This window comes from Stutzerimonas chloritidismutans, from assembly GCF_038562055.1.
In the GTDB taxonomy this organism is placed as follows: Bacteria; Pseudomonadota; Gammaproteobacteria; order Pseudomonadales; family Pseudomonadaceae; genus Stutzerimonas; species Stutzerimonas chloritidismutans_A.
Genome location: NZ_JBCFXD010000001.1, coordinates 556,977 through 582,310, shown reverse-complemented (window position 1 = coordinate 582,310; position 25,334 = coordinate 556,977). Strand labels below are relative to the sequence as shown.

The 25,334-nt window shown below is 62.5% G+C and carries 20 protein-coding genes; 11 read left to right on the top strand and 9 right to left on the bottom strand.

Going from position 1 to position 25,334, the window contains the following annotated elements; genetic code table 11:
* Positions 1-41: 41 nt before the first annotated feature.
* On the bottom strand, positions 42-1,826 hold the full coding sequence (locus AAGW23_RS02605; protein ID WP_342404797.1) for a GspE/PulE family protein: 1,785 nt from the start codon (positions 1,824-1,826) through the stop codon (positions 42-44).
* A 355-nt stretch (positions 1,827-2,181) separates the two neighbouring features.
* Positions 2,182-3,546: an inorganic triphosphatase gene (locus AAGW23_RS02600; protein ID WP_342404796.1), complete on the bottom strand. Its 1,365-nt coding sequence runs from the start codon at positions 3,544-3,546 to the stop codon at positions 2,182-2,184.
* 104 nt (positions 3,547-3,650) lie between these two features.
* Here AAGW23_RS02600 and AAGW23_RS02595 point away from each other — a divergent pair, with 104 nt between their 5' ends.
* The 4 genes from AAGW23_RS02595 (at position 3,651) to argA (ending at position 8,292) form a co-directional block, all read left to right on the top strand.
* Positions 3,651-4,328: a TIGR00153 family protein gene (locus AAGW23_RS02595; protein WP_045164191.1), complete on the top strand. Its 678-nt coding sequence runs from the start codon at positions 3,651-3,653 to the stop codon at positions 4,326-4,328.
* A 38-nt stretch (positions 4,329-4,366) separates the two neighbouring features.
* The gene (locus AAGW23_RS02590; RefSeq protein ID WP_342404795.1) at positions 4,367-5,632 is read left to right on the top strand and encodes an inorganic phosphate transporter; all 1,266 of its coding nucleotides are present in this window, start codon (positions 4,367-4,369) and stop codon (positions 5,630-5,632) included.
* A 101-nt stretch (positions 5,633-5,733) separates the two neighbouring features.
* Complete coding sequence (gene argE / locus AAGW23_RS02585) at positions 5,734-6,888, top strand: acetylornithine deacetylase (protein WP_342404794.1); 1,155 nt, start codon at positions 5,734-5,736, stop codon at positions 6,886-6,888.
* A gap of 102 nt (positions 6,889-6,990) precedes the next feature.
* Positions 6,991-8,292 carry an amino-acid N-acetyltransferase gene (gene argA / locus AAGW23_RS02580; RefSeq protein WP_342404793.1) on the top strand — a complete coding sequence of 434 codons (1,302 nt, stop codon included), beginning with the start codon at positions 6,991-6,993 and terminating at the stop codon, positions 8,290-8,292.
* A 28-nt stretch (positions 8,293-8,320) separates the two neighbouring features.
* On the opposite strand, the gene AAGW23_RS02575 is transcribed toward argA, so the two are convergent.
* The 4 genes from AAGW23_RS02575 to AAGW23_RS02560 form a co-directional block, all read right to left on the bottom strand.
* Positions 8,321-8,500: a hypothetical protein gene (locus AAGW23_RS02575; RefSeq protein ID WP_342404792.1), complete on the bottom strand. Its 180-nt coding sequence runs from the start codon at positions 8,498-8,500 to the stop codon at positions 8,321-8,323.
* A gap of 174 nt (positions 8,501-8,674) precedes the next feature.
* Complete coding sequence (gene gshA, locus AAGW23_RS02570) at positions 8,675-10,264, bottom strand: glutamate--cysteine ligase (RefSeq protein ID WP_342404791.1); 1,590 nt, start codon at positions 10,262-10,264, stop codon at positions 8,675-8,677.
* A 129-nt stretch (positions 10,265-10,393) separates the two neighbouring features.
* Entirely contained in the window at positions 10,394-10,780 is a 387-nt protein-coding gene (locus AAGW23_RS02565) for a PaaI family thioesterase (protein ID WP_425540803.1), read from the bottom strand.
* 2 nt (positions 10,781-10,782) lie between these two features.
* Positions 10,783-13,104 (bottom strand): Tex family protein, encoded by a 2,322-nt coding sequence (locus tag AAGW23_RS02560; RefSeq protein WP_342404790.1) that lies wholly within the window; start codon positions 13,102-13,104, stop codon positions 10,783-10,785.
* Positions 13,105-13,333: 229 nt separating this feature from the next.
* Between AAGW23_RS02560 and ompR the strand changes: the two genes are divergently transcribed.
* Together ompR and AAGW23_RS02550 are read left to right on the top strand one after the other, a co-directional pair.
* A complete protein-coding gene (ompR, locus tag AAGW23_RS02555; RefSeq protein ID WP_342404789.1) occupies positions 13,334-14,068 on the top strand; it encodes a two-component system response regulator OmpR in 735 nt (244 codons plus the stop codon).
* A 110-nt stretch (positions 14,069-14,178) separates the two neighbouring features.
* Positions 14,179-15,498 carry an ATP-binding protein gene (locus tag AAGW23_RS02550; protein ID WP_342404788.1) on the top strand — a complete coding sequence of 440 codons (1,320 nt, stop codon included), beginning with the start codon at positions 14,179-14,181 and terminating at the stop codon, positions 15,496-15,498.
* 102 nt (positions 15,499-15,600) lie between these two features.
* Here AAGW23_RS02550 and rimK read toward each other — a convergent pair whose 3' ends face one another.
* Entirely contained in the window at positions 15,601-16,506 is a 906-nt protein-coding gene (gene rimK / locus AAGW23_RS02545; protein WP_019340871.1) for a 30S ribosomal protein S6--L-glutamate ligase, read from the bottom strand.
* A complete protein-coding gene (locus AAGW23_RS02540) occupies positions 16,503-16,997 on the bottom strand; it encodes an ATP-dependent zinc protease family protein (RefSeq protein WP_102836506.1) in 495 nt (164 codons plus the stop codon). Before AAGW23_RS02540 ends, rimK begins: the two co-directional genes overlap by 4 nt.
* Before the next feature lie 74 nt (positions 16,998-17,071).
* Between AAGW23_RS02540 and AAGW23_RS02535 the strand changes: the two genes are divergently transcribed.
* From AAGW23_RS02535 to AAGW23_RS02515, 5 genes are all read left to right on the top strand, one after another.
* A complete protein-coding gene (locus AAGW23_RS02535; RefSeq protein WP_159969566.1) occupies positions 17,072-17,467 on the top strand; it encodes an RNA-binding S4 domain-containing protein in 396 nt (131 codons plus the stop codon).
* A gap of 136 nt (positions 17,468-17,603) precedes the next feature.
* Positions 17,604-18,497, top strand: a complete 894-nt coding sequence (gene hslO, locus AAGW23_RS02530; protein WP_425540802.1) for an Hsp33 family molecular chaperone HslO — start codon at positions 17,604-17,606, stop codon at positions 18,495-18,497.
* Positions 18,498-18,652: 155 nt separating this feature from the next.
* Positions 18,653-20,194, top strand: a complete 1,542-nt coding sequence (locus AAGW23_RS02525; RefSeq protein ID WP_342404785.1) for a phosphoenolpyruvate carboxykinase — start codon at positions 18,653-18,655, stop codon at positions 20,192-20,194.
* 256 nt (positions 20,195-20,450) lie between these two features.
* Positions 20,451-21,053 (top strand): nitroreductase family protein, encoded by a 603-nt coding sequence (locus AAGW23_RS02520; protein ID WP_342404783.1) that lies wholly within the window; start codon positions 20,451-20,453, stop codon positions 21,051-21,053.
* Positions 21,054-21,303: 250 nt separating this feature from the next.
* Positions 21,304-23,229 (top strand): RecQ family ATP-dependent DNA helicase, encoded by a 1,926-nt coding sequence (locus tag AAGW23_RS02515; protein ID WP_342404782.1) that lies wholly within the window; start codon positions 21,304-21,306, stop codon positions 23,227-23,229.
* On the opposite strand, the gene AAGW23_RS02510 is transcribed toward AAGW23_RS02515, so the two are convergent.
* The gene (locus tag AAGW23_RS02510) at positions 23,226-25,247 is read right to left on the bottom strand and encodes an FIST N-terminal domain-containing protein (protein WP_342404780.1); all 2,022 of its coding nucleotides are present in this window, start codon (positions 25,245-25,247) and stop codon (positions 23,226-23,228) included. The two genes, AAGW23_RS02515 and AAGW23_RS02510, sit on opposite strands and share 4 nt — an antisense overlap.
* Positions 25,248-25,334: the final 87 nt, after the last annotated feature.

The window sequence follows — 25,334 nt, the reverse complement described above, 5'->3', positions numbered from 1 at the left end:
GGAGTTCGAGTGTGGCTTCAGCCTCACCATAAGCCGTCCCGCTATTTCTGCTCGCTTTGCGGCGTGACCCTGAGAACCTCTTCCAGGGTTGTAAGCCCCGCGGCGATCTTCTGAGCGCCGGACAGCCGCAAGCTGTGCATGCCGTCCTTGAAGGCCTGGCGGCGCAGGGCGATGAGGTCGGTGTCGGCGGTGATCAGCGGCTTGATCGCATCGTTGAGCAGCATGATCTCGTAGACCCCGGCGCGGCCGCGGTAGCCCGTGTCGCGGCATTCGATACAACCCACCGCCTGTTGCGCATGGCTAGGCAACGGCGCATTCCAGGGTTTGGTCAGGGCCTGCCAGTCATCCGCATCCAACTGCACCGGTGCCTTGCAGTGCGGACATAGCGTACGCACCAGGCGCTGCGCCATGACGCCAAGGAGCGTCGCCCGCAGCAGGTAATGCGGCACGCCCAGTTCCAGCAGCCGTGTGATTGCCGATGGCGCATCGTTGGTGTGCAGCGTGGACAGCACCAGATGCCCGGTCAGCGCCGCCTGGATTGCCATTTCCGCCGTTTCCAGATCGCGAATCTCGCCGACCATGATGATGTCCGGGTCCTGGCGCATCAGGGCGCGCACGCCGCTGGCAAAGGTCAGCTCGATGTTGTGTTGCACCTGCATCTGGTTGAAGGCGCCTTCGATCATCTCGATAGGATCTTCGATGGTGCAGACGTTCACCTCCGGCGTCGCCAGCTGCTTGAGGGTGGTGTAGAGCGTGGTGGTCTTGCCCGAGCCGGTTGGTCCGGTAACCAGGATGATGCCGTTTGGCTGACCGGTCATGCTCTGCCAGCGGCGCAAGTCTTCGGCGGAAAAGCCCAACTGATCGAAGCCCTTGAGCAACACTTCCGGGTCGAAGATTCGCATCACCATCTTTTCACCGAAGGCTGTCGGCAGGGTCGACAGGCGCAGCTCCACCTCTCCGCCATCCGGCGTCTTGGTCTTCACCCGTCCGTCCTGCGGCTTGCGCTTTTCGGCGACGTTCATCCGCCCCAGCGTCTTCAGGCGACTCACCACTGCCATCGCCACCTGCGGCGGGAACTGATAGACGTTGTGCAGCACACCGTCGATGCGAAAGCGCACCGTGCCCTGTTCGCGTCGAGGCTCGATGTGGATATCGCTGGCGCGCTGGTCAAAGGCGTACTGGAACAGCCAGTCGACGATGTTGATGATGTGCGAGTCGTTGGCATCCGGCTCCTGATCGCTGGCGCCGAGGTTGAGCAGTTGCTCGAAATTACCTGTGCCGCTGACCTTCTGATCGGTTGCCGTGGCGCCGCTGACCGATTTGGCCAAGCGGTAGAACTCGACGGTGAAGCGCTGCAGGTCGACAGGATTGGCCACAACCCGCTTGATCGGTCGCTGGAGCACATGGGTGAGGTTGGCTTCCCAGCTCTTCACGAAGGGCTGGCTGCTGGCGATGGTAACCGCCGAGCTGTCGACCGCCACCGCGAGGATCTTGTGCCGCTGGGCGAATGCGTAGGACATCAGCGGGGTGACCGCCGCGACGTTGATCTTCAGCGGGTCGATGCGCAGATAGGGTTGCCCGGCCTGTTCGGCGAGCCAGGCGGTGAGGGTTTCCAGATCGAGTTTCTTGCCGGGACGCGTCAGGTCGTCCAGCTGCTGCGCACCCAGGAACTCCAGCGGATGCTGCTGACTGTTGGCCGAACTGCGTCGCAAGGTCATGCATTGCTCGGCCGTTTCCTGCGACAGTCGCCTCTGCGCGACCAGATCGCGCAGCAGATCATTGAGGTCGAGGAAACGGTCCTGGGTAGGCGAGTTCAACACGGACATGGGGTCCTTCGGTCGTGGCGGAAACGAAGGCCAAGCTTGCCGATAAATCGACGCGCTGTCTGCCGGTCGGTCCAGCTTTATGTGATGTCGGGCTGGCCCGAATTGGGCGGCGGGCGGGTGGCTCGAACCGCAGCTGTGCGGTGGCTTAGTCCAGCCTACGGTGCCGGTAATAGGTCGGGTGTCGAATGGAGGTTGCGGGTCACCGGTGGGCTGAAGCGGAACGCTGCCCGGTCCACCCCACGGGTGCGGCTTTTACCCGGGCGGGGCCCGCTACTTCACCAGTCCTTCACCTAGGGTGGGCTTTAGTCCACCTGGGGCAACAGGCAGGCCGAATGCCGGCAGGCCGCACGGCGCGCTACTTCGTCAGCAACTTCCAGGATTTGAGCGTCCAGACCACGCGAGCCTGCTCAACACGAGCCTCAAGCAGCTCGTCATCCAGTGGCTGTCCTGCCAGTTCGTACAGCTTGGCCAGTTCGCCGAACAGACGGTCCGCTTCCGGCAGCTCCAGCGTGGTGCGGGCCAAGTGCAGCCAGACCAGCAGTCGCTCCATGCGCGGCCGCTGTTCGGCGAGGTCTTCGGGCTGTTGCTGGTAGCGCAGCAATTGCAATGCCTCGGCTTCCTCGCCCAGCAGGCGCGGCAGCCAATTGCCCAGCTCGGCTGCGCCCTGGCGGTTGCCGCGGTTGTTACGCTCGGCGGTCCAGGCGCGCTGCAGTAGCCAGAGTGAGGCGTTCAGCGAGAACAGGCCCCAGCGTGGCGCGGACAATTCAGCGGCAAATCCTTCAGGCGCTGCCTGGCGCACGCTTTCGTCATCGCGTCCGGCTTCGACCTGGGGACGCCAATCCTGAATCAGTGCATCGAGTTGTTCGCGCAGCTCGCGGCTGGTGGCGCGGGGGGCCGCCTGACCGAGGCTGCCCAGCAGGGCGCGCAGTTCGACCAGTTGCTGCAGCCATTCGGCCAGCAGTCTCCAATGGCCATTGAAGCGGTACTGTTCGGCCAACCGCTGGCTATTACCCAGCAGCTGCCAGGCCAGCGCGGCAAAGGCGTCGTCCAGCGGCATGGTCGCCGCGAGCGTCGGTGCGGGCAGGCTTAGCGAGTAGCTGTCGGCGTCATACAGGCGGTAGCCGCGCTCGGCTTTGCTGATGTCGCAGGGCATCAAGGGGAGATCGGTGGCCAGCTCGGCGGCCAGCTCCAGCAGAGCCTCGGGCTCGCCTTGGCGCAGCTCCAACTCCAGCTCGCAGATTTCCTCGCTCTGCTTGCCGACCACGACCTTGCCCAGATCCAGCGCCGCTTCGATAACCACCTTGGCCTTGCCGCGACCCCAGGCGATTTCGGCTTTTTCGCGGACGAAGTCCGTGGTGAAGATCGGCTTCAGGGTTTTCTTGTCCAGATCGGCCAGACTCGCGGGCCAGCACTCGTCCGCGAGTTTTTTCAGGTCCAGCTTGGCCTTGTCCAGGTACCAATCCCACTCGTTGCGTTCGGACAGCCCAGCCACGCTCTGGCCGCGGCTTTTCAGCGTCTGAATGAACTGCTCGCCGTCGCGGCGCAGACGCAGTGCGACCTTGGCCTGAGCCAGGTCGCGCTCGGAGGTGTCGTAGTACTGGTTGAAGAGTTCGTGCCGCTGCCAGCCGCTCTTGTTGCGTTTCTTCAGCAGCGGATGCTCGCGCAGCGCCGCCAGGGTTTCGCGACTGACGCGCAGTTTGATTTCGGTTTCTTTCTGCATGGTGCCGAGATGATGCCTATGTTTGAGTGTGACCTACGTCACTTGGTAGCGGCCCTTTGAGGTCATCCGTATACTTGCCGCCTTCTGAAGCCGGGGTGCTCCCTATGCCAATCAATCCTTTCGTCAGCCTGTTCGGACGCTCGCCTATTGGGCCGATGCAGCAGCACATGGCTAAATCCCACGAATGTGCCGCCAACCTGGTGCCGCTGTTCCAGGCGATTACAGCCGAAGATTGGGAACGGGTCGAACAGATCCAGAAAGAGATGGCCCGACTGGAAAACGAGGCCGACAAGCTCAAGAAGAGCGTCCGTCAACATCTGCCCAAGAGCCTGTTTCTGCCGGTTCCGCGCTCGGATCTGCTGGAGCTGCTGAGTGTACAGGACAAAATTGCCAACCGTGCCAAGGACATTGCCGGTCTGATGCTGGGCCGTTGCATGACCATTCCGCCGGCGCTGCAGCCGGAGATGATGGCCTTCGTGCAGCGTAGCGTGGACGCCAGCTGCCAGGCGCTGAAAGCGCTGAAGGAGCTGGACTCGTTGCTGGAAACCGGCTTTGCCGGCCGAGAGGCCACGCTGGTCGAGAAAATGGTCGAGGAGCTCGAGGAAATCGAGCGCGAAACCGACCGCATGCAGATCACGGTGCGCCGTGCCCTGTTCAAGCTGGAAAAGGAATTGCCTCCAGTCGACGTCATGTTCCTCTACAAAATCATCGAATGGATCGGTGACGTAGCTGACCGTGCCGAGCGAGTCGGCAACCGTCTGGAACAATTGCTGGCGCGCTGAGGCGCCAGCGTCTTTTCTGGTTCAACAGGTAATTCCTTATGTCCTTTATCGCGGAATACGGCTTCGTACTTCTCGTGCTCGCCTGCGCTTTCGGTTTCTTCATGGCCTGGGGCGTAGGCGCCAATGACGTGGCCAACGCCATGGGTACCTCGGTGGGTTCCCGGGCGCTGACGATCAAGCAGGCCATCATCGTCGCGATGATCTTCGAGTTCTGCGGTGCCTACCTGGCGGGCGGCGAGGTCACCGAGACCATCAAGAACGGCATCGTCGATGCGGAAGTCATATCGCCCGATCTGATGGTGCTGGGCATGATGTCGGCGCTGCTGGCAGCCGGCACCTGGCTGATGATCGCCACCATGAAAGGTTGGCCGGTTTCCACCACGCACTCGATCATCGGTGCGGTGATCGGCTTTGCTGCGGTCGGGGTGTCCACCGATGCGGTGCATTGGGATGCCATCGGCCCCATCGTGGCCAGTTGGGTGGTGACGCCCATGCTATCCGGCATCGTCGCTTTTGGTCTGTTCATGAGCGTGCAGAAGCTGATCATCAACACCGACGATCCGTTTCTCAACGCCAAGCGCTTCGTGCCGCTGTACATGTTCCTCACGGGGTTCATGGTCGCGCTGATGACAGTCACCAAGGGCCTCAAGCATGTTGGCCTGACCCTGAGTGGCGGCCAGGGCATCCTTCTGGCGTTCGCCATCGGCGTGCTGGTGATGCTGGCGGGGATCGCGCTGCTGTCGCGGATCAAGCTCGACGTCGAGGCCGACCGTACCTTTCACTACGCCAGCGTTGAAAAAGTGTTTGCCGTGCTGATGATCTTTACCGCCTGTTCCATGGCCTTCGCACACGGCGCAAACGACGTGGCCAACGCGGTAGGCCCGCTGGCGGCCGTGGTCGGTGTCATCCAGTCGGGTGGCGCTGCGGAAATTGCTGCCAAGTCTCCGGTCCCGGGTTGGGTTCTGCTGCTGGGCGCGGTGGGTATCGTTATCGGCCTGGCCACTTACGGCTACAAAGTGATCGCCACTATCGGTAAGGAAATCACCGAGCTGACCCCTAGCCGTGGCTTCGCCGCAGAACTGGCAACCGCAACCACGGTTGTTGGTGCGTCCGCCATCGGGCTGCCGGTCTCGACCACCCATACGTTGGTTGGCGCCGTACTTGGCATCGGCATTGCGCGTGGTATCGGTGCGCTGAACCTCGGCGTGGTTGGTTCGATCTTCATGTCCTGGTTGATCACGCTGCCGGCCGGGGCTTTCCTGTCGATCGTGTTCTTTACCATCCTCAAGGCGATCTTCGTCTGATCAACGCGCCGCCGCAGTTTTTACCCCGACGGTAAAGCTGCGGCGGCGCGTTTCATGTTTCACTGGTGCCTTCGTCTTTTCCGTCTTTCAGGAGGCTGTCGGTGCCCATTCCCTCGCTTAAAGACCAGTTCGCCGCGCTGATCGCTGCGCCATCTGTAAGTTGCACCCAGGCGCATTGGGATCAGACCAATCGCCCGGTCATCGACCTCCTTGCGGACTGGCTGAGCGATCTCGGCTTTGCCTGCGACGTGCAGGAGATCACCCCCGGCAAGTTCAACCTGCTGGCTAGCCTTGGCAGTGGCCCCGGCGGCTTGGTGCTCGCCGGCCATAGCGACACAGTGCCCTTCGATGCCGAGCTGTGGACGGCCGAGCCGCTGCAGCTGCGCGAAGCAGACGACCGCTGGTACGGCTTGGGCAGCTGCGACATGAAAGGCTTCTTCGCGTTGATCATCGAGGCGGTTCTGCCGCTGCTTGATAAGCCGTTCCGCCAGCCGCTGCTGATCCTCGCCACCTGCGATGAAGAAAGCTCCATGTCCGGCGCCCGTGCCCTGGCCAATGCCGGGCGGCCGCTGGGGCGCGCCGCGGTGATCGGCGAGCCGACCGGGCTGCGGCCGGTGCGCCTGCACAAGGGCATCATGATGGAAGGCATCGAGATTCACGGGCAAAGTGGGCACTCGTCCAATCCCGCTTATGGGCACAGCGCCCTGGAAGCCATGCACGACGTCATGAGCGAGCTGATGACGCTGCGCCGCGAATGGCAGGGTCAGTACAACAACCCGTTGTTCGACGTACCGCAGCCGACACTCAACCTCGGCTGCATCCATGGCGGCGACAATCCCAACCGTATCTGCGGCCAGTGTTCACTGGAGTACGATTTGCGGCCGCTGCCGGGGATGGAGCCCGATCAGCTACGCGATGCTATCGCCGGGCGCTTACGCCCGGTGGCTGACCGGCATCAGGTGAAGATCGACCTGGCCCCGCTGTTCCCTAGCGTGCCTGCCTTCGATCAGCCTGCCGAGGCCGAGCTGGTCAAACTGGCCGAACGCCTCACCGGCCATGTCGCCGAGGCGGTAGCCTTCGCCACCGAAGCGCCTTATCTTCAGCAGCTTGGCTGCGAGACGCTGGTACTTGGCCCGGGTGATATCGCCTGCGCGCACCAGCCAGACGAATACCTGGACCTGGACCGAATCGAACCCACCGTAAGGGTGTTGCGCGGGATGATCGAACACTATTGCCTGCAACCAGGCCGAGGATAGGAGCAGGTCTGGCGACATGATCGCAGTGTGAACCTGCTCCCTCCATCTCCATACTCGACCCGGCTCCCGGACTGAACAAAGCTGTTATCTAAGGCTTTCGCAATGCATAACTACGTCACCTGGCTTCGCGACTCATCGCCCTATATCAATTCGCATCGTGACCGCACCTTCGTGGTGATGCTGCCCGGCGATGGCCTGGAGCACCCCAATTTCGCCAATATCGTTCACGATCTGGTGCTGCTGCACAGCCTCGGCGTGCGTCTGGTGCTGGCGTTCGGTTCACGTCCGCAGATCGAGGCGCGGCTGGCCGCACGCGGTATCGAGCCGCGCTTTCACCGTGACCTGCGCATCACTGATACCGCCACGCTGGAATGCGTGATCGATGCCGTCGGGCATATGCGCATCGCCCTTGAAGCCCGCCTGTCGATGGACATGGCTGCCTCGCCGATGCAGGGGGCGCGGTTGCGCGTGGCCAGCGGCAACTTCATCACCGCGCGGCCCATCGGCGTTCACGATGGCGTCGACTACCAGCACACCGGCGAAGTGCGGCGGGTCGACCGCAAGGGCATCGGTCGTTTGCTGGACGAGCGCACCATCGTGTTGCTGTCGCCGCTGGGGTATTCCCCGACCGGTGAGATTTTCAATATCGCCTGCGAAGACATCGCCACCCGCGCCGCCATTGACCTTCAAGCCGACAAGCTGGTGCTCTATGGGTCCGAACGCGGCCTGCGCGATGAAAGCGGCAAGTTGGTGCGCGAGCTGCGTCCACCGCAGGTTCCGGCCTACCTCGAACGCCTCGTCGGCACCTACCAGGCCGAGCTGCTGGATGCCGCCGCGCAGGCCTGCAAAGGCGGCGTGCGTCGCAGCCATGTGATCAGCTACGCCGAGGACGGTTCGCTGCTCAACGAGCTGTTCACCCGTGACGGCGGCGACGGCACCCTGGTGACCCAGGAGCAGTTCGAGCAACTGCGCGAGGCGACCATTGAGGACGTCGGCGGGCTGATTGACCTGATCACGCCACTGGAAGAGCAGGGCATTCTGGTGCGCCGCTCACGCGAAGTACTGGAGCGCGAGGTCGAGCAGTTCAGCATCGTCGAGCGCGACGGCTTGATCATCGCCTGCGCGGCGCTTTACCCCATCGCCGATTCCGACTCCGGTGAGCTAGCCTGCCTGGCGGTAAACCCGGAATACCGTCACGGCGGACGTGGCGACGAGTTGCTCGAGCGTATCGAGGCGCGTGCCAGGGCGTTGGGTCTGAAAACCCTGTTCGTGCTCACCACCCGCACGGCGCACTGGTTTCGCGAGCGTGGCTTCGAGCCCAGCGGTGTCGAGCGCCTGCCAGCCGCACGGGCCTCGCTCTACAACTTCCAGCGCAATTCGAAAATCTTCGAAAAGGCGCTGTGATCGAGCGGCGGCCCTGCGCCGCCTCGATTCAGTCCGGCGTTGCGTAGAGGCTCGCTGAGCGCACCTCCATCGCATCGCCGATCAGGTGGAGCGCGGGGTCTGGGATAAGTCCATCGATCTGCAGAATCAGCCCGATCAACAAGGCAATGGTGATTGCCGTGGTCAGGCTGCCCTTGCGGGCGGACACCAACAGGTCCAGTAGCGACATGAATGCACCTCTCTTCTTCTTGTTCTTTTGAGGCTTCGGCGCGCTGCATCGGCGCGCCGAAGACACACATTGGAACCCTGAGAAGGAGGGAAAAGTTCACATCTTGCCGCAGCATATCCGGCGCCCCGCCCAAGCCACCGGACTAGAGCGATCCCGCGGGACTGCTGGTGAAGACTAGGCTCCGCCGAGGCTGGTCAGGCTGCGCTGGTAGTCTTCGACAAAACTGTCGAAGTCCTGAGTATCGGCGGCTTCCACCTGCGCCTGCTGTGTCAGCGAGTTACGCGAAGCCTCATCGAACCAGGCCATGTCGGCATCGGACAACGCACGGCCACGGAAGTCCTCGGCGTGCTGGCGGGTCTGACGCAGGGCGAACTGGCTGAAGCTTTCACCGTTGCGCTGCAACTCTTCAAGTACGCGGGCAGATGGCGTCAGGCTGCTGTCGTCAACCTTGGCCTGTTGTTCGGCAACCGCGCGAGCATGCTCGTCACCGCCGTGGCTGCGGTCGAGCAGCGCGGCGACCTGGCCGATTTGGCCAATCAGTTCGCTCGCCCATTGCTGCAGGCTGACGTCTTCGTTGCAGCGCTGCAGCTCGAGCCCGGGCTTGCGACCTTCCTTGACGACCTTGAGGAAGTTGTCGCTGCTGGCACGGCATTCGCCCTCTATCAGGCAAGGGCTCTGCTGCAAGGTGCAGAACAGGAGGAAGGCATCGAGAAAGCGCGCTTCGCTGATGTCTATGCCCAATGGCAGGAAGGGGTTGATGTCCAGACAGCGCACTTCGATGTATTGGATGCCCCGCGCGCGCAGCGCATGCAGCGGGCGTTCCCCGGTGCCGGTGACGCGCTTGGGACGGATGTTCGAGTAGTACTCGTTCTCGATCTGCAAGACGTTGGTGTTGAGCTGCTGCCAGTTGCCATCAGCATCCTTGGTGCCCAGCGCTGCGTAATCGGGGTAGGGCGTCGACACCGCCTTGTGCAGGCTGCTGGTGTAGCTTGGTAGATCGTCGTAGCAGGGCGTAAGGCCGGCCTGGGCGTTGCTCTGGTAACCCAGATCACTCATGCGCAGGCTGGTGGCGTAAGGCAGATAAAGGGTGTCTTCGTCGAGCTGCTGGAGCTGATGCGGGCGACCACGCATGAAACTGGCATCCAATGCGGGCGAGGCGCCGAACAGATACATCAGTAGCCAGCTGTAGCGGCGGAAGTTGCGGATCAGTGCGATATAGCGCCAGGACTGATAGTCCTGCGCAGAGCGCTGGTCGCTCTCATCGGCCTGCAACGCAGCCCACAGCGCCTCGGGCAGCGAGAAGTTGTAATGGATGCCGGCGATGCACTGCATGGTTTTTCCGTAACGCAGCGCCAGGCCTTGGCGATACACGTACTTCAGTCGACCGATGTTCGAGCTGCCGTACTCGGCGATCGGAATCTGCTCCTCCTCCGGCAGGTGTCCCGGCATCGACGGGCTCCAGAGGTATTCGGCATCCAGCTGACTGTAGGTATAGCGATGGATGGCGTCGAGCTCGGCCAGGGTCTTGGTCGGGTCGGTTTCGGTGCCGGTGATGAATTCCAGCAGCGCTTCGGAATAATCCGTGGTGATCTTCGGGTGGGTCAGCGCCGAGCCCAATGCGAGCGGATGCGGCGTCAGCGCGAGCTGACCATCGGCGTCGACCCGCAGGCATTCACGCTCGATCCCATGCAGGCATTGCGAGAGCAGCGACAGGTTGTGGTGCTCGGCCAGCAGCGCCAGGCGGTGGGAGAGAAGATCGCTCAATTGGGAATTCCTTCACGCGTCAGTCGGCACAATATGGGGATGGATCGCACGCTCTACAAGAGGCCGTCAGCGTTGGACCACGCACTGCTGCGGGGCGTTTCCTGCGAACCCCCGCTGCGGTCCGATGACTCAGATGACCGAAAAGGTCGCCTGAGCCTTGGCTACTAATTTTTCGCCCTGCTGGACCTCGGCTTCGAGCACCTGGGTCCGGCGGCCGCCATGCACCACCCAGGCACGGCAGGTCAGTTCGCCCTCAGTAACGGGGCGGATGTAGTTGACCTTGCACTCGAGCGTCACGCTGTTCGGCTCGCCGCCGTTGAGGCTGTGGCTGGCCTGGCCCATGGCGGTGTCGATGAGTGAGAACAGGGCGCCGCCGTGCAGCTTGCCGTGGAGATTGCGCAGGCCATCGTGCATGGTCAGGCGTAGCAACGCTTTTCCATTTGCGACCTCGACAATCTCCAGCCCCAGCAGCCGCCCGAAGGCACTGCTGCTGCCCACTGCTTCGACTTCACGCACGCTTATTTCCTCAGGCTCTTGGCGTTGGCGAACAGCGCAGCCATGGCGTTGTTGGCCGGAGCCGGCTTGGTCTCCGCCTTAGCCGTCTTGCGCTCGCCGCGTGCCTGGCCGCCACGGTTGTTGCTACCCCCGCGCATGTTGTCCGCCTTCTCGCCGGGGGTATCGCTCATGCGCATGGACAGGCCGACACGCTGGCGTGGGATGTCCACTTCCATGACCTTGACCTTGACGATGTCGCCGGCTTTGACCACCTCGTACGGATCCTTGACGAACTTCTCCGACAACGCGGAGATGTGCACCAGCCCGTCCTGATGCACGCCAATATCGACGAAGGCGCCGAAGTTGGTCACGTTGGTCACCACGCCTTCGAGCACCATGCCGGGCGTGAGGTCGCTGAGTTTTTCCACGCCGTCCTGGAACTCGGCTGTCTTGAACTCGGGTCGCGGATCGCGTCCGGGCTTTTCCAGCTCCTGAAGAATGTCGCTGACAGTCACCAGACCGAAGCTTTCGTCAGTGAATTGCTTCGGATCCAGGCGCTTTAGGAATGCCGAGTCACCAATCAGCGAGCGGATGTCGCGGCCGGTGTCGGTGGCGATGCGTTTGACCAGGGGATAGGTTTCCGGGTGAACGGCCGAGGCGTCCAGCGGGTTGCTGCCATTCATCACCCGGAGAAAACCGGCGGCCTGTTCGAAGGTCTTGTCGCCCAGGCGTGGCACTTTTTTCAGCTCGCTGCGTGCGGTGAACGCCCCGTTGGCATCGCGGTAGGCGACGATGTTTTGCGCCAGGGTGGTGTTAAGGCCGGAAATGCGAGCCAGCAGCGCCACCGAAGCGGTGTTGACGTCGACGCCGACGGCGTTCACGCAGTCCTCGACCACCGCATCCAGCGACCGCGCCAGCTTGAGCTGGGAAACGTCGTGCTGGTACTGGCCGACGCCGATGGCCTTGGGCTCGATCTTCACCAATTCGGCCAGCGGATCCTGCAGGCGACGGGCGATAGAGACGGCGCCGCGGATGGAGACGTCCAGGTCCGGGAATTCCTTGGCGGCCAGTTCCGAAGCTGAATACACAGAAGCGCCGGCTTCGGAGACCATCACCTTGGTCAGCTTGAGGCCGGGAACCTGCTTGATCAGATCGGCGGCGAGCCGGTCGCTTTCGCGGCTGGCGGTGCCGTTGCCGATGGCAATCAGGTCGACGGCGTGCTTGGCGCAGAGCTTCGCCAGCACCGCCAAGGTGCCGTCCCAGTCATTGCGCGGGGCATGCGGATAGACGGTGGCGGTATCCAGCAGCTTGCCGGTAGCGTCGACCACCGCCACCTTGCAGCCGGTACGCAGACCGGGGTCGAGGCCCAGGGTAGCGCGCGGGCCGGCCGGCGCGGCCAGCAACAGGTCATGCATGTTGCGCGCGAACACGCCGATGGCGTCGTCTTCGGCCTTGTCGCGTAGCTCGCCGAGCAGGTCGGTTTCCAGATGGGTATAGAGCTTGACCTTCCAGGTCCAGCGCACCACTTCGCTCAGCCACTTATCCGCCGCGCGGCCACGGTTGGCGATGCCGAAGCGCTCGCCGATCATCACTTCACCGGGGTGCATGGTACCGGGCGCTTCGTCGCCGACCTTCAGGCTGACGCTCAGCACGCCTTCGTTGCGCCCGCGGAAAATCGCCAGGGCGCGGTGAGACGGCGCGCCCTTCAGTGGTTCGTCATGCTCGAAATAGTCGCTGAACTTGGCGCCTTCGTTTTCTTTACCGGGCACCACGCGCGCGCTGAGGGTCGCGTTGTGAGTCAGGAAGTCGCGCAGCTTGGCCAGCAGGTTGGCGTCTTCGGCGAAGCGCTCCATGAGGATGTACTTGGCGCCTTCCAGCACAGCCTTGATATCAGCGAAGCCCTTTTCGGCATCGACGAAGCGCGCGGCTTCGCTCTCAGGGTTCAGCTCGGGGTCGGCAAAAATTGCATCGGCCAGTTCGCCCAGACCGGCTTCCAGCGCGATCTGGCCTTTGGTGCGGCGCTTCTGCTTATACGGCAGATAAAGGTCTTCGAGGCGGGTCTTGGTGTCGGCGAGGTCGATCTCGCGCTTGAGTTCGGGCGTGAGCTTGCCCTGTTCTTCGATGCTGGCAAGAATCGAGGCGCGGCGGTCATCCAGCTCGCGCAGGTAGCGCAGGCGCTCTTCGAGCAGGCGCAGCTGGGTGTCATCCAGGCTGCCGGTGACTTCCTTGCGGTAACGGGCGATGAAGGGCACGGTCGAGCCCTCGTCGAGCAGCGCCACGGTGGCGGCAACCTGTTGCGGGCGCACGCCCAGTTCAGCGGCGAGGCGAGAATTGATGCTGTCCATGAACCTACCTGGGTCAGTCAAACCATGCAGGCCGGGCCTGCGCGAAAGGGCGCGATTATAAAGGCAGCGGATGGCTTGAGGCGGGCAGTCGGACGAAAAAGCCAGCGAGAGTCATGCCGACTCATTCCATTGGCTCTCGGCTTCGCCCTGCAAAATCTGCTAACAATGGCTTCAGTCGCGCTGTTATCACTGTGCGCATAATGCGTTGACGATTTCTCCAGGAGTTTCCATGAGCAGCACTGCGCCCGCCAGCGAAGGCGAAAAGATCCTTATTGTCGATGACGATGCCCGGTTGCGGCGCTTGCTCGAGCGGTTTCTCGATGAGCAGGGCTATCGCGTGCGAACCGTGGAGAGTGCCGAGCAGATGGATCGTCTGCTCAGCCGCGAGCTGTTCCATCTGGTCGTGCTGGACCTGATGATGCCGGGCGAGGACGGGCTTTCCGCCTGTTCACGTCTGCGCGAAGGCGGCAATCAGATCCCGATCATTATGCTGACCGCCAAGGGCGACGAGGCCAGCCGCATCCATGGGCTGGAGCAGGGCGCTGACGACTACCTCGCCAAGCCGTTCAACCCGCGCGAGTTGCTGGCGCGGATTCGGGCGGTGCTGCGCCGCCAGGCGCCGCAGGTACCCGGCGCGCCAGGCAGCGAGGACGAGACCGTCACCTTCGGCGATTACGAGCTGTTCCTCGGCACCCGCGAGCTGAAGAAAGGCGATGAGGTGCACATGCTGACTACCGGTGAGTTCGCCGTGCTCAAAGCGTTGGTGCAGCATGCCCGCGAGCCCTTGACCCGCGACAAGCTGATGAACCTGGCCCGCGGTCGCGAATGGGATGCGCTCGAGCGTTCCATCGACGTGCAGATCTCCCGCCTGCGCCGACTGATTGAGCCGGACCCCTCCAAGCCGCGCTATATCCAGACCGTTTGGGGCGTCGGCTATGTGTTCGTGCCGGACGGCAACAAGTAAGTCGGCACAGTCACCTTCAGGCGGCGGATGCTTAGGGCTTCCGCCGTTATCGCTAATCTGCCTGTCCGCTCGGGCTGCTCGATAACCGGCGTTTGCGCCGTGGCTTGTCTATGAAAACCCCGCTCTGGTTCCCGCAAAGCTTCTTCGCCCGCACGCTGTGGATGGTGCTGATCGTGGTGCTGTTCTCCAAGGTACTGATGCTGGTGTACCTGATGATGAACGAGGACGTCATGGTCGATCGCCAGTACAGCCACGGCGCCGCGTTGACTCTGCGCGCCTACTGGGCCGCCGACGAGGAGAACCGTGAACGTATTGCTGAGGCGGCCGGGCTGCAGCGAGTCAGCGCCGAGGAGGTGCCGCCCAGCGAGTACCACTGGCCCTACACCGAAATCTTCCAGCGGCAAATGCAGACCGAGCTGGGTGATGACACCGAGGTGCGCGTGCGCATCCAGCCGCAGACGGCGATCTGGGTGCGGGCCCCTGAGCTTGGGGCTGACTGGCTGCAGGTGCCTCTGTATGCCTATCCGCTGCGCGGGCAACGGATCTGGAGCGTGCTCGGCTGGTTTCTCGGTATCGGCCTGTTGTCCACGGCGGCGGCATGGATTTTCGTCAGCCAGCTCAATCTGCCGCTCAAGCGCCTCGTCTATGCCGCTCGGCAGATCGGCAAGGGTCGCAGCGTGCGCTTGCCCATCAGTGACACGCCGAGCGAGATGACCGAAGTTTATCGCGCGTTCAACCAGATGGCGGAAGACGTCGAGCAGGCCGGCCGCGAGCGCGAGCTGATGCTTGCGGGCGTGTCTCACGACTTGCGCACGCCTCTGACGCGCTTGCGTCTGTCGCTCGAACTGATGTCGAGCGATGCCGAGCTCACCGACGACATGGTTCGCGATATCGAGGACATGAATGCGATTCTCGACCAGTTCCTCGCCTTCGTCCGCGACGGCAGTGACGAGCCGGTGGAAAGCGTTGATCTGGGCGAACTGGTGCGTGAGGTCGTGGCGCCCTACAACCAGTACGGCGAAAGTGTTCGCCTGTGTGTCGAGCCAATGCCGCAGCTGGCGTTGCGGCGGGTTTCGATCAAGCGACTGCTGGTTAATCTGATCGAAAACGCGCTGCGTTATGGCGGCCATGGGGTCGAGGTTGCGGCCCATGTTTCGGGAGACAGCAATGCGCCCTATGTCGTGCTCAGCGTACTCGACCGGGGCACGGGCATTGATCCGCGGGAGCTGGGCGAGATATTCAACCCGTTCATTCGCGGCGACAAGGCGCGTGGCGGCCAGGGCGCCGGGCTGGGGCTGGCGATCGTCAAGCGGATCGCCTCGCAACATGGTGGTGTGATCGAGTTACGCAACCGCGAAGGTGGCGGACTCGAGGCGCGGGTGAGTCTGCCGTTGGGGTTGCTGCTGCCGAGGGATGCGGTAAGGCCGTAGGGCCGCTGCCAGCCATAAGCTGAAGCCGCCTCTTGCCAATTGCTTAGCCCCTAAAGCCGCGAGTTCGGCGCAAAGCGGCTGCTGCTGGCTGCCAGGGCCTGCTTAGCCCTTCCCCTTCGTCCGGGTCAGATGCGGGCCAGCATTCTTTTCCAGGTACTGAATGATCAGCCCGGCGACATCCTTGCCGGTAGTCTCTTCAATGCCTGCCAGGCCTGGGGAAGAGTTCACTTCCATCACCAGCGGGCCGTGGTTGGAACGCAGGATATCGACGCCGGCCACGCTGAGGCCCATCACCTTGGCCGCGCGGATGGCGGTCATCCGTTCTTCCGGGGTGATCTTGATCAGGCTGGCGGTGCCGCCTCTGTGCAGGTTGGAGCGGAACTCACCGGGTTTGGCCTGACGCTTCATGGCGGCGATGACTTTGTCGCCAACCACGAAGCAGCGGATATCCGCACCACCAGCCTCCTTGATGTATTCCTGCACCATGATGTCCTGCTTGAGGCCCATGAAGGCCTCGATCACCGACTCGGCGGCGGTGGCGGTTTCACACATCACCACGCCGATGCCCTGGGTGCCTTCGAGCACCTTGATCACCAGCGGCGCGCCGTTGACCATCTGGATCAGGTCGGCGATGTCGTCAGGCGAGTGGGCAAAGCCGGTCACCGGCAGGCCGATACCACGGCGCGATAACAGTTGCAGCGAGCGCAGCTTGTCGCGCGAGCGGGCAATGGCCACTGATTCATTCAGCGGAAAAACGCCCTGCATTTCGAATTGGCGCAGCACCGCGCAGCCATAGAAGGTGACGGAGGCGCCGATCCGCGGGATCACCGCGTCGAAGCCTTCCAGCGGACGGCCGCGGTAATGGATTTGCGGCTTGTGACTGGCGATGTTCATGTACGCGCGCAGGGTGTCGATGACGACCACCTCATGGCCACGTTGCTGGCCGGCCTCCACCAGACGGCGGGTCGAATACAAGCGTGGGTTGCGCGACAGCACGGCGATTTTCATTGGGCACCGGAAAGAGTGAGAGTCTGGGGTTTTTCCTGCACGTAGGTGCGAGCAGGGTCGACCAGCCATTTGCCGTCCATCAGGGCTTTTGACCCCAGTAGTAAGCGATAGCGCATGGTCTTGCGACAGGTAAGGGTGAATTCGACCGGCCACAGGTGGTCGCCCAGCGCCAACAGCGTACGCACCACATAACGCGTTTGTACGTGCCCGTTCGAGCTTTTGATGATCTTGCGCGCCACCAGCCGCGCTTCGCAGCGGTGGCGGCTCTGCACCAGCGTACCCAGGTGCGCCGTGAAACGGACCCAGCGTTCGCCATTGCGCTTGAATTCGCTGATGTCGGTCGCATGTAGGGCCGAGGTGCTGGCGCCGGTATCGATCTTTGCGCGCAGGCCGACCACGCCGAGTTCGGGCAGGGCGATCCATTCGCGCAAACCGATGATGGTCTGGAGGTCGGGACTGTTCAAAAGCGTATCCAGTAAATTTCCGCGCATTCTAGACAGGCTGCATGACAACCGCATCTCCCTGTTCCAACCTATGACAACGAGACGCTAGACAGAGTTGAATCATGAGTGAGAAAGACGACGGCAAAGTCCGTCTGGACAAATGGCTATGGGCAGCGCGTTTCTTCAAAACGCGGGCGCTGGCAAAGGCGGCCATCGAGGGTGGCAAGGTGCATTGCCGCGGTGAACGGTGCAAGCCGAGCAAGGAACCCAAGCTTGGCGAAGAACTGGTGATACGTGCAGGCTTTGATGAGCGTACGGTGGTGATTCGTGCGCTGTCGGCGGTGCGCAAGGGCGCACCTGAGGCGCAATTGCTCTATGAAGAGACAGCCGAAAGCCTGTCCCGACGCGAAACCGCCGCCGCCCTGCGTAAAGCAGGCAGCCTGGGCGTGGAAACCGATGGCAAGCCGAGCAAGAAACAACGCCGTGCCTTGCAGCGCTTTCGTTCTGACGCCGGTTGACTGCGTCTGGTTGGACGGCCGTCACTTTCACCCTAGAATGCGGTCCTTTCTCTACTAGGCGCCGCCAGATTGCCGAGACGTAAACGTTTCGCTGTTTGCAAACGGTCCCGAACGCCCACCTGCTCTGGTCATGCCCATGCTCGATACCGATTACACCCAACGCTTTCTCTTCGATGACACCGACGTGCGCGGCGAATGGGTTGGGCTTGAGCGCAGCTATGCCGAAGTCCTGGCCAAGCACACCTATCCCGAACAAGTTGCCCAGTTGCTTGGCGAACTACTGGCGGCGGCGGCGCTGCTGGTTGGCACGCTGAAGTTCGACGGCCTGATGGTGTTGCAGGCTCGCTCTTCGGGCGCCGTACCCTTGTTGATGGTCGAATGTTCGAGCAACCGCGAGATGCGCGGCATTGCTCGCTACGACGAAACGCAGCTGACACCTGGCGCGACCTTGTCAGAGTTAATGCCCGATGGCGTGATGGCGATGACCATCGACCCGGCCCAGGGGCAGCGTTATCAGGGCATTGTTGCGCTGGACGGCGTGACACTTGCGGACAGCCTGTCGAACTACTTTGCCTCGTCTGAACAGTTGCCGACGCGCTTCTGGCTGGCGGCGGATGGTCGCCGTGCTTGTGGCATGCTGTTGCAACAGCTGCCAGCCGACCGCATCCGTGACGGCGAAGAGCGTGAAGCCAGCTGGCAGCACCTGCGTACCCTGGCCGATACCCTGTCGACCGAAGAGTTGCTGGGTCTCGATACCGAGACCATCCTGCATCGTCTCTATCATGAAGAGCAGGTTCGGTTGTTCGAACCGCGTCCGATCGTGTTCCGTTGCAGCTGCTCTCGCGAGCGCTCAGCCAATGCGGTCATCAGTCTCGGCCAGCAAGACGCTGAGCAATTGCTGACGGAGCAGGGCGGCGCCATCACCATTGACTGCCAGTTCTGCAACCACAGCTACCGCTTCGACGCGGCGGATATCGCCCAACTGTTCGCGGGTGCGGGAATAGAGGGCCCGTCCGACACGCGACATTAAAGGCTTTGCGGGACTAGGAACCTTTTCGCCATCACGCCCTCATACCCAGCGCAGCGTCATTTCTGTCATAATCGCGCGCACTTTTTTTCGGTGTAGTCCACTACTCTGTGGGCTACAAAGCATGGAGGAATCGGCCCAGGGCCGACGGGAAACTCATGACGCAAGCCACTAACGCCGTATACATCGACATCAGCACCGCTCAACTGGTCGAAGAAGCCATCAAGCGCGGTGAAGGTGAATTGGCCGCCACTGGCGCGCTCGTCGTGAAAACCGGCCACCGGACCGGTCGTTCGCCAGCTGACCGCTATATCGTCGAGGAGCCCAGCACTCAGGCCTCCATTGCCTGGGGGGCGATCAACCGTCCGTTCCCGGCCGACAAGTTCGATGCGCTGTGGGATCGCGTCGAGGCGTTCAACCGCGACCAGGACTTCTTCGTTTCCCACGTGCATGTTGGCTCCGCCGAAGATCACTACCTGCCGGTCAAGATGACCACCGCCACCGCTTGGCAGAACCTGTTTGGTCGCCAGCTGTTTATCAACCCGGAAACCTACAACCCGGCCGGCAAGGAAGAGTGGAAGGTACTCAACGTGGCGAACTTCGAGTGCGTGCCCGAGCGTGACGGCACCAACTCCGATGGTTGCGTGATCATCAACTTCGCCGCCAAGAAAGTGTTGATCGCAGGCATGCGCTACGCCGGTGAGATGAAGAAGGCCATGTTCTCGGTACAGAACTTCCTGCTGCCGGAGAAAGACGTACTGCCGATGCACTGCGCCGCCAACATTGGCGACGATGGCGACGTGACGCTGTTCTTCGGTCTTTCTGGCACTGGCAAGACCACCTTGTCGGCAGACGAATCGCGTCATCTGATAGGCGACGACGAGCACGGCTGGGGCACCGGTGTGGTGTTTAACATCGAAGGCGGCTGCTACGCCAAGTGCATCGATCTGTCCGAGAAGAACGAGCCTGTCATCTGGAAAGCCATCCAGTTCGGCACCGTGCTGGAAAACGTGGTACTGAACGGCGAGCGCGCCGCCGACTACACCGATGACAGCCTGACTCAGAACAGTCGCGCTGCCTACCCGCTGGAATACGTCGAGAAGCGTTCCGAGAAGAACCTGGGCGGCGAGCCGAACGCGGTGATCTTCCTGACCTGCGACCTGACTGGTGTTCTGCCTCCAGTGTCGATCCTTAACGAAGAGCAGGCGGCTTACCACTTCCTCTCCGGCTACACCGCCCTTGTGGGTTCTACCGAAATGGGTTCGGGCAGCGGCATCAAGTCGACCTTCTCCACCTGCTTCGGCGCGCCGTTCTTCCCACGCCCCGCTGGCGTCTATGCTGAGCTGCTGATCAAGCGCATCCAGGCGTTCGGCTCCAAGGTCTACCTCGTCAACACAGGCTGGACCGGCGGTGGCTACGGCGTCGGCAAGCGTTTCAATATCCCGACCACGCGTGCCGTGATCGCAGCGATCCAGAGCGGTTCGCTGGTTGGTGCCGAAACCGAGCATCTGCCAATTATCAACCTCGACGTGCCCAAGGCCGTCACCGGTGTCGACACCCAGTTGCTCAACCCGCGCAACACCTGGGCTGATGCCAATGCCTACGACGAAGCGGCCAAAGAGCTGGCGAACAAGTTCATCGAGAACTTCAAGAAGTTCGACGTTTCCGACGCTATCAAGGCCGCTGGCCCGCAGCTCTAAGCCGTAGCTCCAGGCGTTCGAACAAGCCGCCTTCGGGCGGCTTTTTCATGGGTGTCGCTCCGCCGGTGCGGTGTGGCCGAAGGGCTTTGATCACTCTTGCCAGGGTTACCTGTGAATGCAGCAGACCCATAGGGAGGCCTTTGCTCGAGCCTTTCCATCGGTTCGGTTGATAACTTCCATCAATCAAGACGGATGGATTCGATAGGAGGCTGCGCATAGCATAGCGGCCACGTTTAGACTTTATTGGAGCCACGCCATGCAGATTGAAGAAGCCATCCAGACCCGCCGCGCCGTCAAGGCGTATGACCCCAGCTTTCAGCTCAGCAAAGAAGAGAAAGACGAACTCTTGCAATTGGCGTTGCTGGCACCGTCGGCGTTCAACCTGCAGCACGTACGCTTCGTCGAAGTGAGCAACCCGCAATTGCGCGCGCAGATCCGCGAGGTGGGCTGGAATCAGGCGCAGATGACCGATGCCTCGATGCTGGTGGTGGTCTGTGCCCAGGTCGACAGCTGGGAGAAGAATGTTCGCCGCGTTTGGGAAGGCGCACCGCCCGAGGTGCAGGACTACATGGCCGGTGCCATCGATAACTACTACCGTGGTAAACCGCAGGTCCAGCGTGACGAGGCCATGCGCAGCTGCGGCCTGATGGCCCAGACGCTGATGCTCGCGGCGCGCGGCAAGGGTCTGGATTCCTGCCCGATGGATGGCTTCGATTTCGATGCGGTTGCCAAGCTGATCAACCTGCCGGACAACCACGTCATCGCGATGATGGTCGCGGTCGGCAAGCGCACCGTCGACCCCAAGCCGCGTGTGGGCAAGCTGCCGTTCGACGAAGTGATCATCCGCGACCGCTTCTAAGTTTTTCGAGCGAGCGCGAAGCGTTCTCTGCCTCTGTGCCGCCGCAGTTCGTTCTGCGGCGGTGCGGCTTCGCGTGTTGTTGAAGACGCCAGCCCGCTGCGTTTGCAGTGCGCAAAAATCGAGCAACGCCGCTTCCCCGAACGCGATGCCTGTTTCCCTTAGCGAGTCTGTCGCCGCGTGCCGGTCACTTTGCAGTACCGTCTCCCTTCTTTTGTTACCCTCCGGCCTCCCGTCCAAGGCGTGACTCCGCATGATCGAGCAGACCCTCAAGCAGACATTCGGCTATGACGGCTTCCGTCCCGGCCAGGAGCAGGCCATTCGCGCCGTGGTAGCTGGGCGCTCGGCGGCTGCGATCTTTCCCACCGGCTCGGGTAAATCCCTGTGTTACCAGTTGCCGGCGCTGCTGTCGCCACACCTGACGTTGGTCGTCTCGCCGCTGCTGGCCTTGATGCAGGATCAACTGGCCTTTCTGCAACGCCATGGCATCGCCGCCGGCAGCATCGATTCCGCGCAGAGCCGTGAGCAGGCCAGCGACACCATGGCCCGCGCCAGGTCCGGAGAACTGAAGATCCTGATGATCTCGGTGGAGCGGCTGAAGAACGAGCGATTTCGCAACTTCATCAGTCAGGTGCCAATCTCGCTGCTGGTGGTCGACGAGGCGCACTGCATCTCCGAGTGGGGGCACAATTTTCGCCCGGACTACCTCAAGCTTCCCGACTATCAGCGCCAGTTCAACATTCCACAGACATTGCTGCTGACCGCCACGGCGGCGCCGCCGGTGATCGCCGATATGCAGGCTAAGTTCGCCATCGAGCCGGATGATGTGGTCACCACCGGTTTCTACCGGCCCAACCTCAACCTACTGGTGGAGCCGGTCAGCGGCGTCAACAAGCAGCGCCGGCTGGTGGAGTGGCTGGGCGACAGGAGCGGTCAGCCCACCATCGTCTACGTCACCCAGCAGAAGACTGCCGAGCAGGTGGCCGAGCACCTGGCGCAGTGCGGCTTCCCGGCCAGCGCCTATCATGCGGGCATGGCGCACGAGCGGCGTGAGTCGATCCAGCGCCGCTTCATGGCCGGCGAGTTGAACTGCATCGTCGCCACCATCGCCTTCGGCATGGGCATCGACAAGGCGGATATTCGCAATGTGGTGCACTACGACTTGCCCAAGTCGGTGGAGAATTACAGCCAGGAGATCGGCCGGGCCGGGCGCGACGGTAAGCCCTCCGACTGCCTGGTACTGGCCAATCGCGACAGCCTCAGCGTGCTGCAGAACTTCGTCTATGGCGATACGCCGGAACGCGAGGGCATCCGCAGCGTGCTCGACGAGCTGCAGCAGGCCGGCGCAGGCGGGCAGTGGGAGCTGATGCTTAATCAGCTGTCGGACCAGAGCAACATTCGCCAGCTGCCGCTGAAAACCCTGCTGGTGCAGCTGGAGTTGCGGGGGAACATCGCACCGCGTTTCGCCTATTTCGCCGAGTACCGCTTCAAATACCTGCTCGAATCTGACGTGCTGGTGGCGAAGTTCGAAGGCGAGCGGCGCCAATTCGTCGAGGCCATCGTGCACAGTTCGGCGCGGGCACGGACCTGGTGCACCCTGGATTTCGACGCGCTTTATCAGCAGCACGGCGCTGACCGCGCGCGGGTGGTCAAGGCGCTGGAATATTTCCAGGAAAAGGGCTGGATTGAGCTGGAGAGCAAGCAGATGACTGAGGTCTATGCGCTGCTCGACACACACTTCGATGCCGAGTTGCTGAGCGGCGAACTGCATGCCTATTTCAAAGGGCACGAAGCCAGCGAAATCACCCGCATCGACAACATGCTGGCGCTGTTCGAGTCCGCCGAATGCCTGAGTCAACGGCTGGCCGCCTATTTCGGTGATCGCCAGGCACCGAAGCGCTGCGGACATTGCTCGGTCTGCAACGGGCAGGTCGCCCGACTGCCGGAACCGCCGGCACTGGCGCCGCTTGAGCAGATCGACCTGTCCGCGCGCTGCGCAGAATTCAGTCAGCACTACATGCAGCTCAAGGGCGGCGCGCCCAGCGCCGAGTGCCTGACGCGCTTTCTCTGCGGCATCAGCGTGCCGGTGTTCACCAAGCTCAAGGCGCGCCAGCTCTCCGGCTTCGCCTCGCTGGAGGCCTATCCCTACGCCGAGGTTCGCGCGCGCCTAGCTGGTTAGCGCGCGGTCAGGCCGATCAGCCGGTCGGCAACGCCCTTGGTCTGGCGTGAGGTCCCGGCGGTGAGGTTGCTCGAGTTTTCCAGCGCATCGAGCAGCCCGGTCAGCGAGCCGACACCGGCCGACTGGGTTTCGATATGCTGCGCCACCGCGCGAATCTCGCTGGCCAGACGGTCGATGTCGGTGCCGATTTCCTCGGCGTTCTTGCCGGTTATCTCGGCCAGCTTGCGCACCTCGTCGGCCACCACTGCGAAACCGCGACCTTGCTCCCCTGCACGTGCCGCCTCGATTGCCGCGTTCAGCGCCAGCAGATTGGTCTGTCCGGCGATCTGCTGAATGGTCTGCACCACCGACTGAATGCGCTGACTGGACTGCGCCAGGTCGCGGGCGCTGCTGACCACCTCGTCGGCCTGGTGGACCATCTGCTTGACCGAGCTGCCGGCCTGTTCGATGACGGTGCCCTGTTGGTTGATGTTCAGCGTCAGATCGTCCATCGAGCCGTGAAGCTCGTTGGCGCACTGGCTCAGCTGCTCGGACATGGACTGCCGTTCATGGTCGGCCTGGGACAGCACCTGGCCAAGGTCGGCCAGGCCGCGGAACACCGGGCGGATGTGCTCGTCAAGGCCATTGATGTCCACCGCGCTGCTGTAGTCCTGGCGCTTGAACTGTTCGATCTGCTTGACCACCACCTGGCTCAGGCCGGTCAGCTTCTTGATCTGCCGGCGCAGGAAAAACGCCTTGAACTCGCCATGGTAGGCGATGAAGTTGTCAGTGTACTCGTCGTGAAACTCGTCCTTGCCGTTGGTGCGGAAGAAGAACACCGCCGTCAGCGTCTGGTTGAGGTTAAGGCCAAGGATCTCGCCGAAGGTCGAGTAACCGGTCACCGGCACGTCATCGAACACCGGGTCCATGCCGTCCAGTGCCTGCTCGTTGTTCAGCCGGCGCAGGATGCAATCGTTGAGGATGCCCACCAGCGGCTTGCCGGGCTTGTTCTGCATGAAGTTCTGATAGTCGCGGCGGGTCGTCTCGGCCAGCGGGGTGCGCTTGACCATGATCAGCTCCTCACCGGGCGCGACGTCGCAGAACAGGTGCACACGCTCGTTGGTGAAATCGATCTGCGAGATCGAGCGGACGAACACTTCCTCGCCCACGCGAATGGCGAACGAGTAGTCCGAGAGCCGCTGCTCCAGCTCTTGCGGCGCGCATTTGAGCGCCTCGCACAGCGCTTGGACCATCGTGCGGATGTTGCCGCGAGCGTCGACCACCTGGCTGATGTAGCGCTCTTCCAGGGAGGCACTGAGTACGCTCAGGCTGAGCGGCGTGGGCTCGAAGTTCTGGCTCTTGAAGACGCCGAAGCGTACGTCTCGCGCGCACTTGAGGAAGACGATCAGTGCATGGTTCTGGTAGCTGCGCTTGCCGTCATGCAGCTGTGTCTTCTGGAAATCCAGCTTGCCGCCGGCCGAGCCGCCGACGAACAGGCAGGGGAAACGACCGGACTCGTACAGGGCCTCCATGAAGAAGGATTCCGAAGCGGAGAGGCCGTCGAAGAAGATGTTGGCGAGGGTGTCGCGGTAGTCGATCTTCATCGACACCTGCACCCGCTTAATGGACGCCGTGAGGCGCGCGATGCGCTCGCCCATCGACAGCCGCTGACCCCCGCCGCGGATGTCCTCGCACTCCAGCGGCACGCGGACGATCTCGGCGGCGGCGATGACGCTGGCGTCGAACAGCTGCAACACCACCCGATCCCACTGCGTGCCGGTCGCACAGTACAGCCGCTGGCCCTCGCTGGAGAGCTCGCCCGCCGTGGTGCACAGGCTGATCGTCGCCTGCGGAAAGCGCTGCGATATCTGCCTGGCGACTTCGTCAAGATCCACATGCGGCGAGACGAAGCCGGCGATGTAGGTCGGGTTGAAGCGCAGGGCGGCGAGCTGCTGTGAGAGCTGCTGAGCCGAGCAGAGCAGGCTCGCCGTGCCGGTGGATTGCGTATGGCCTGGCTTGAATCGGGAGAGCGAAATCATGGGCGTTACTCGCGCTTGAGGATAGGAAGCGGGAAACTCGGCCGCTCCCGCACTGATCAGCCGTCGATCAGAGGCTACTTTTTTGTT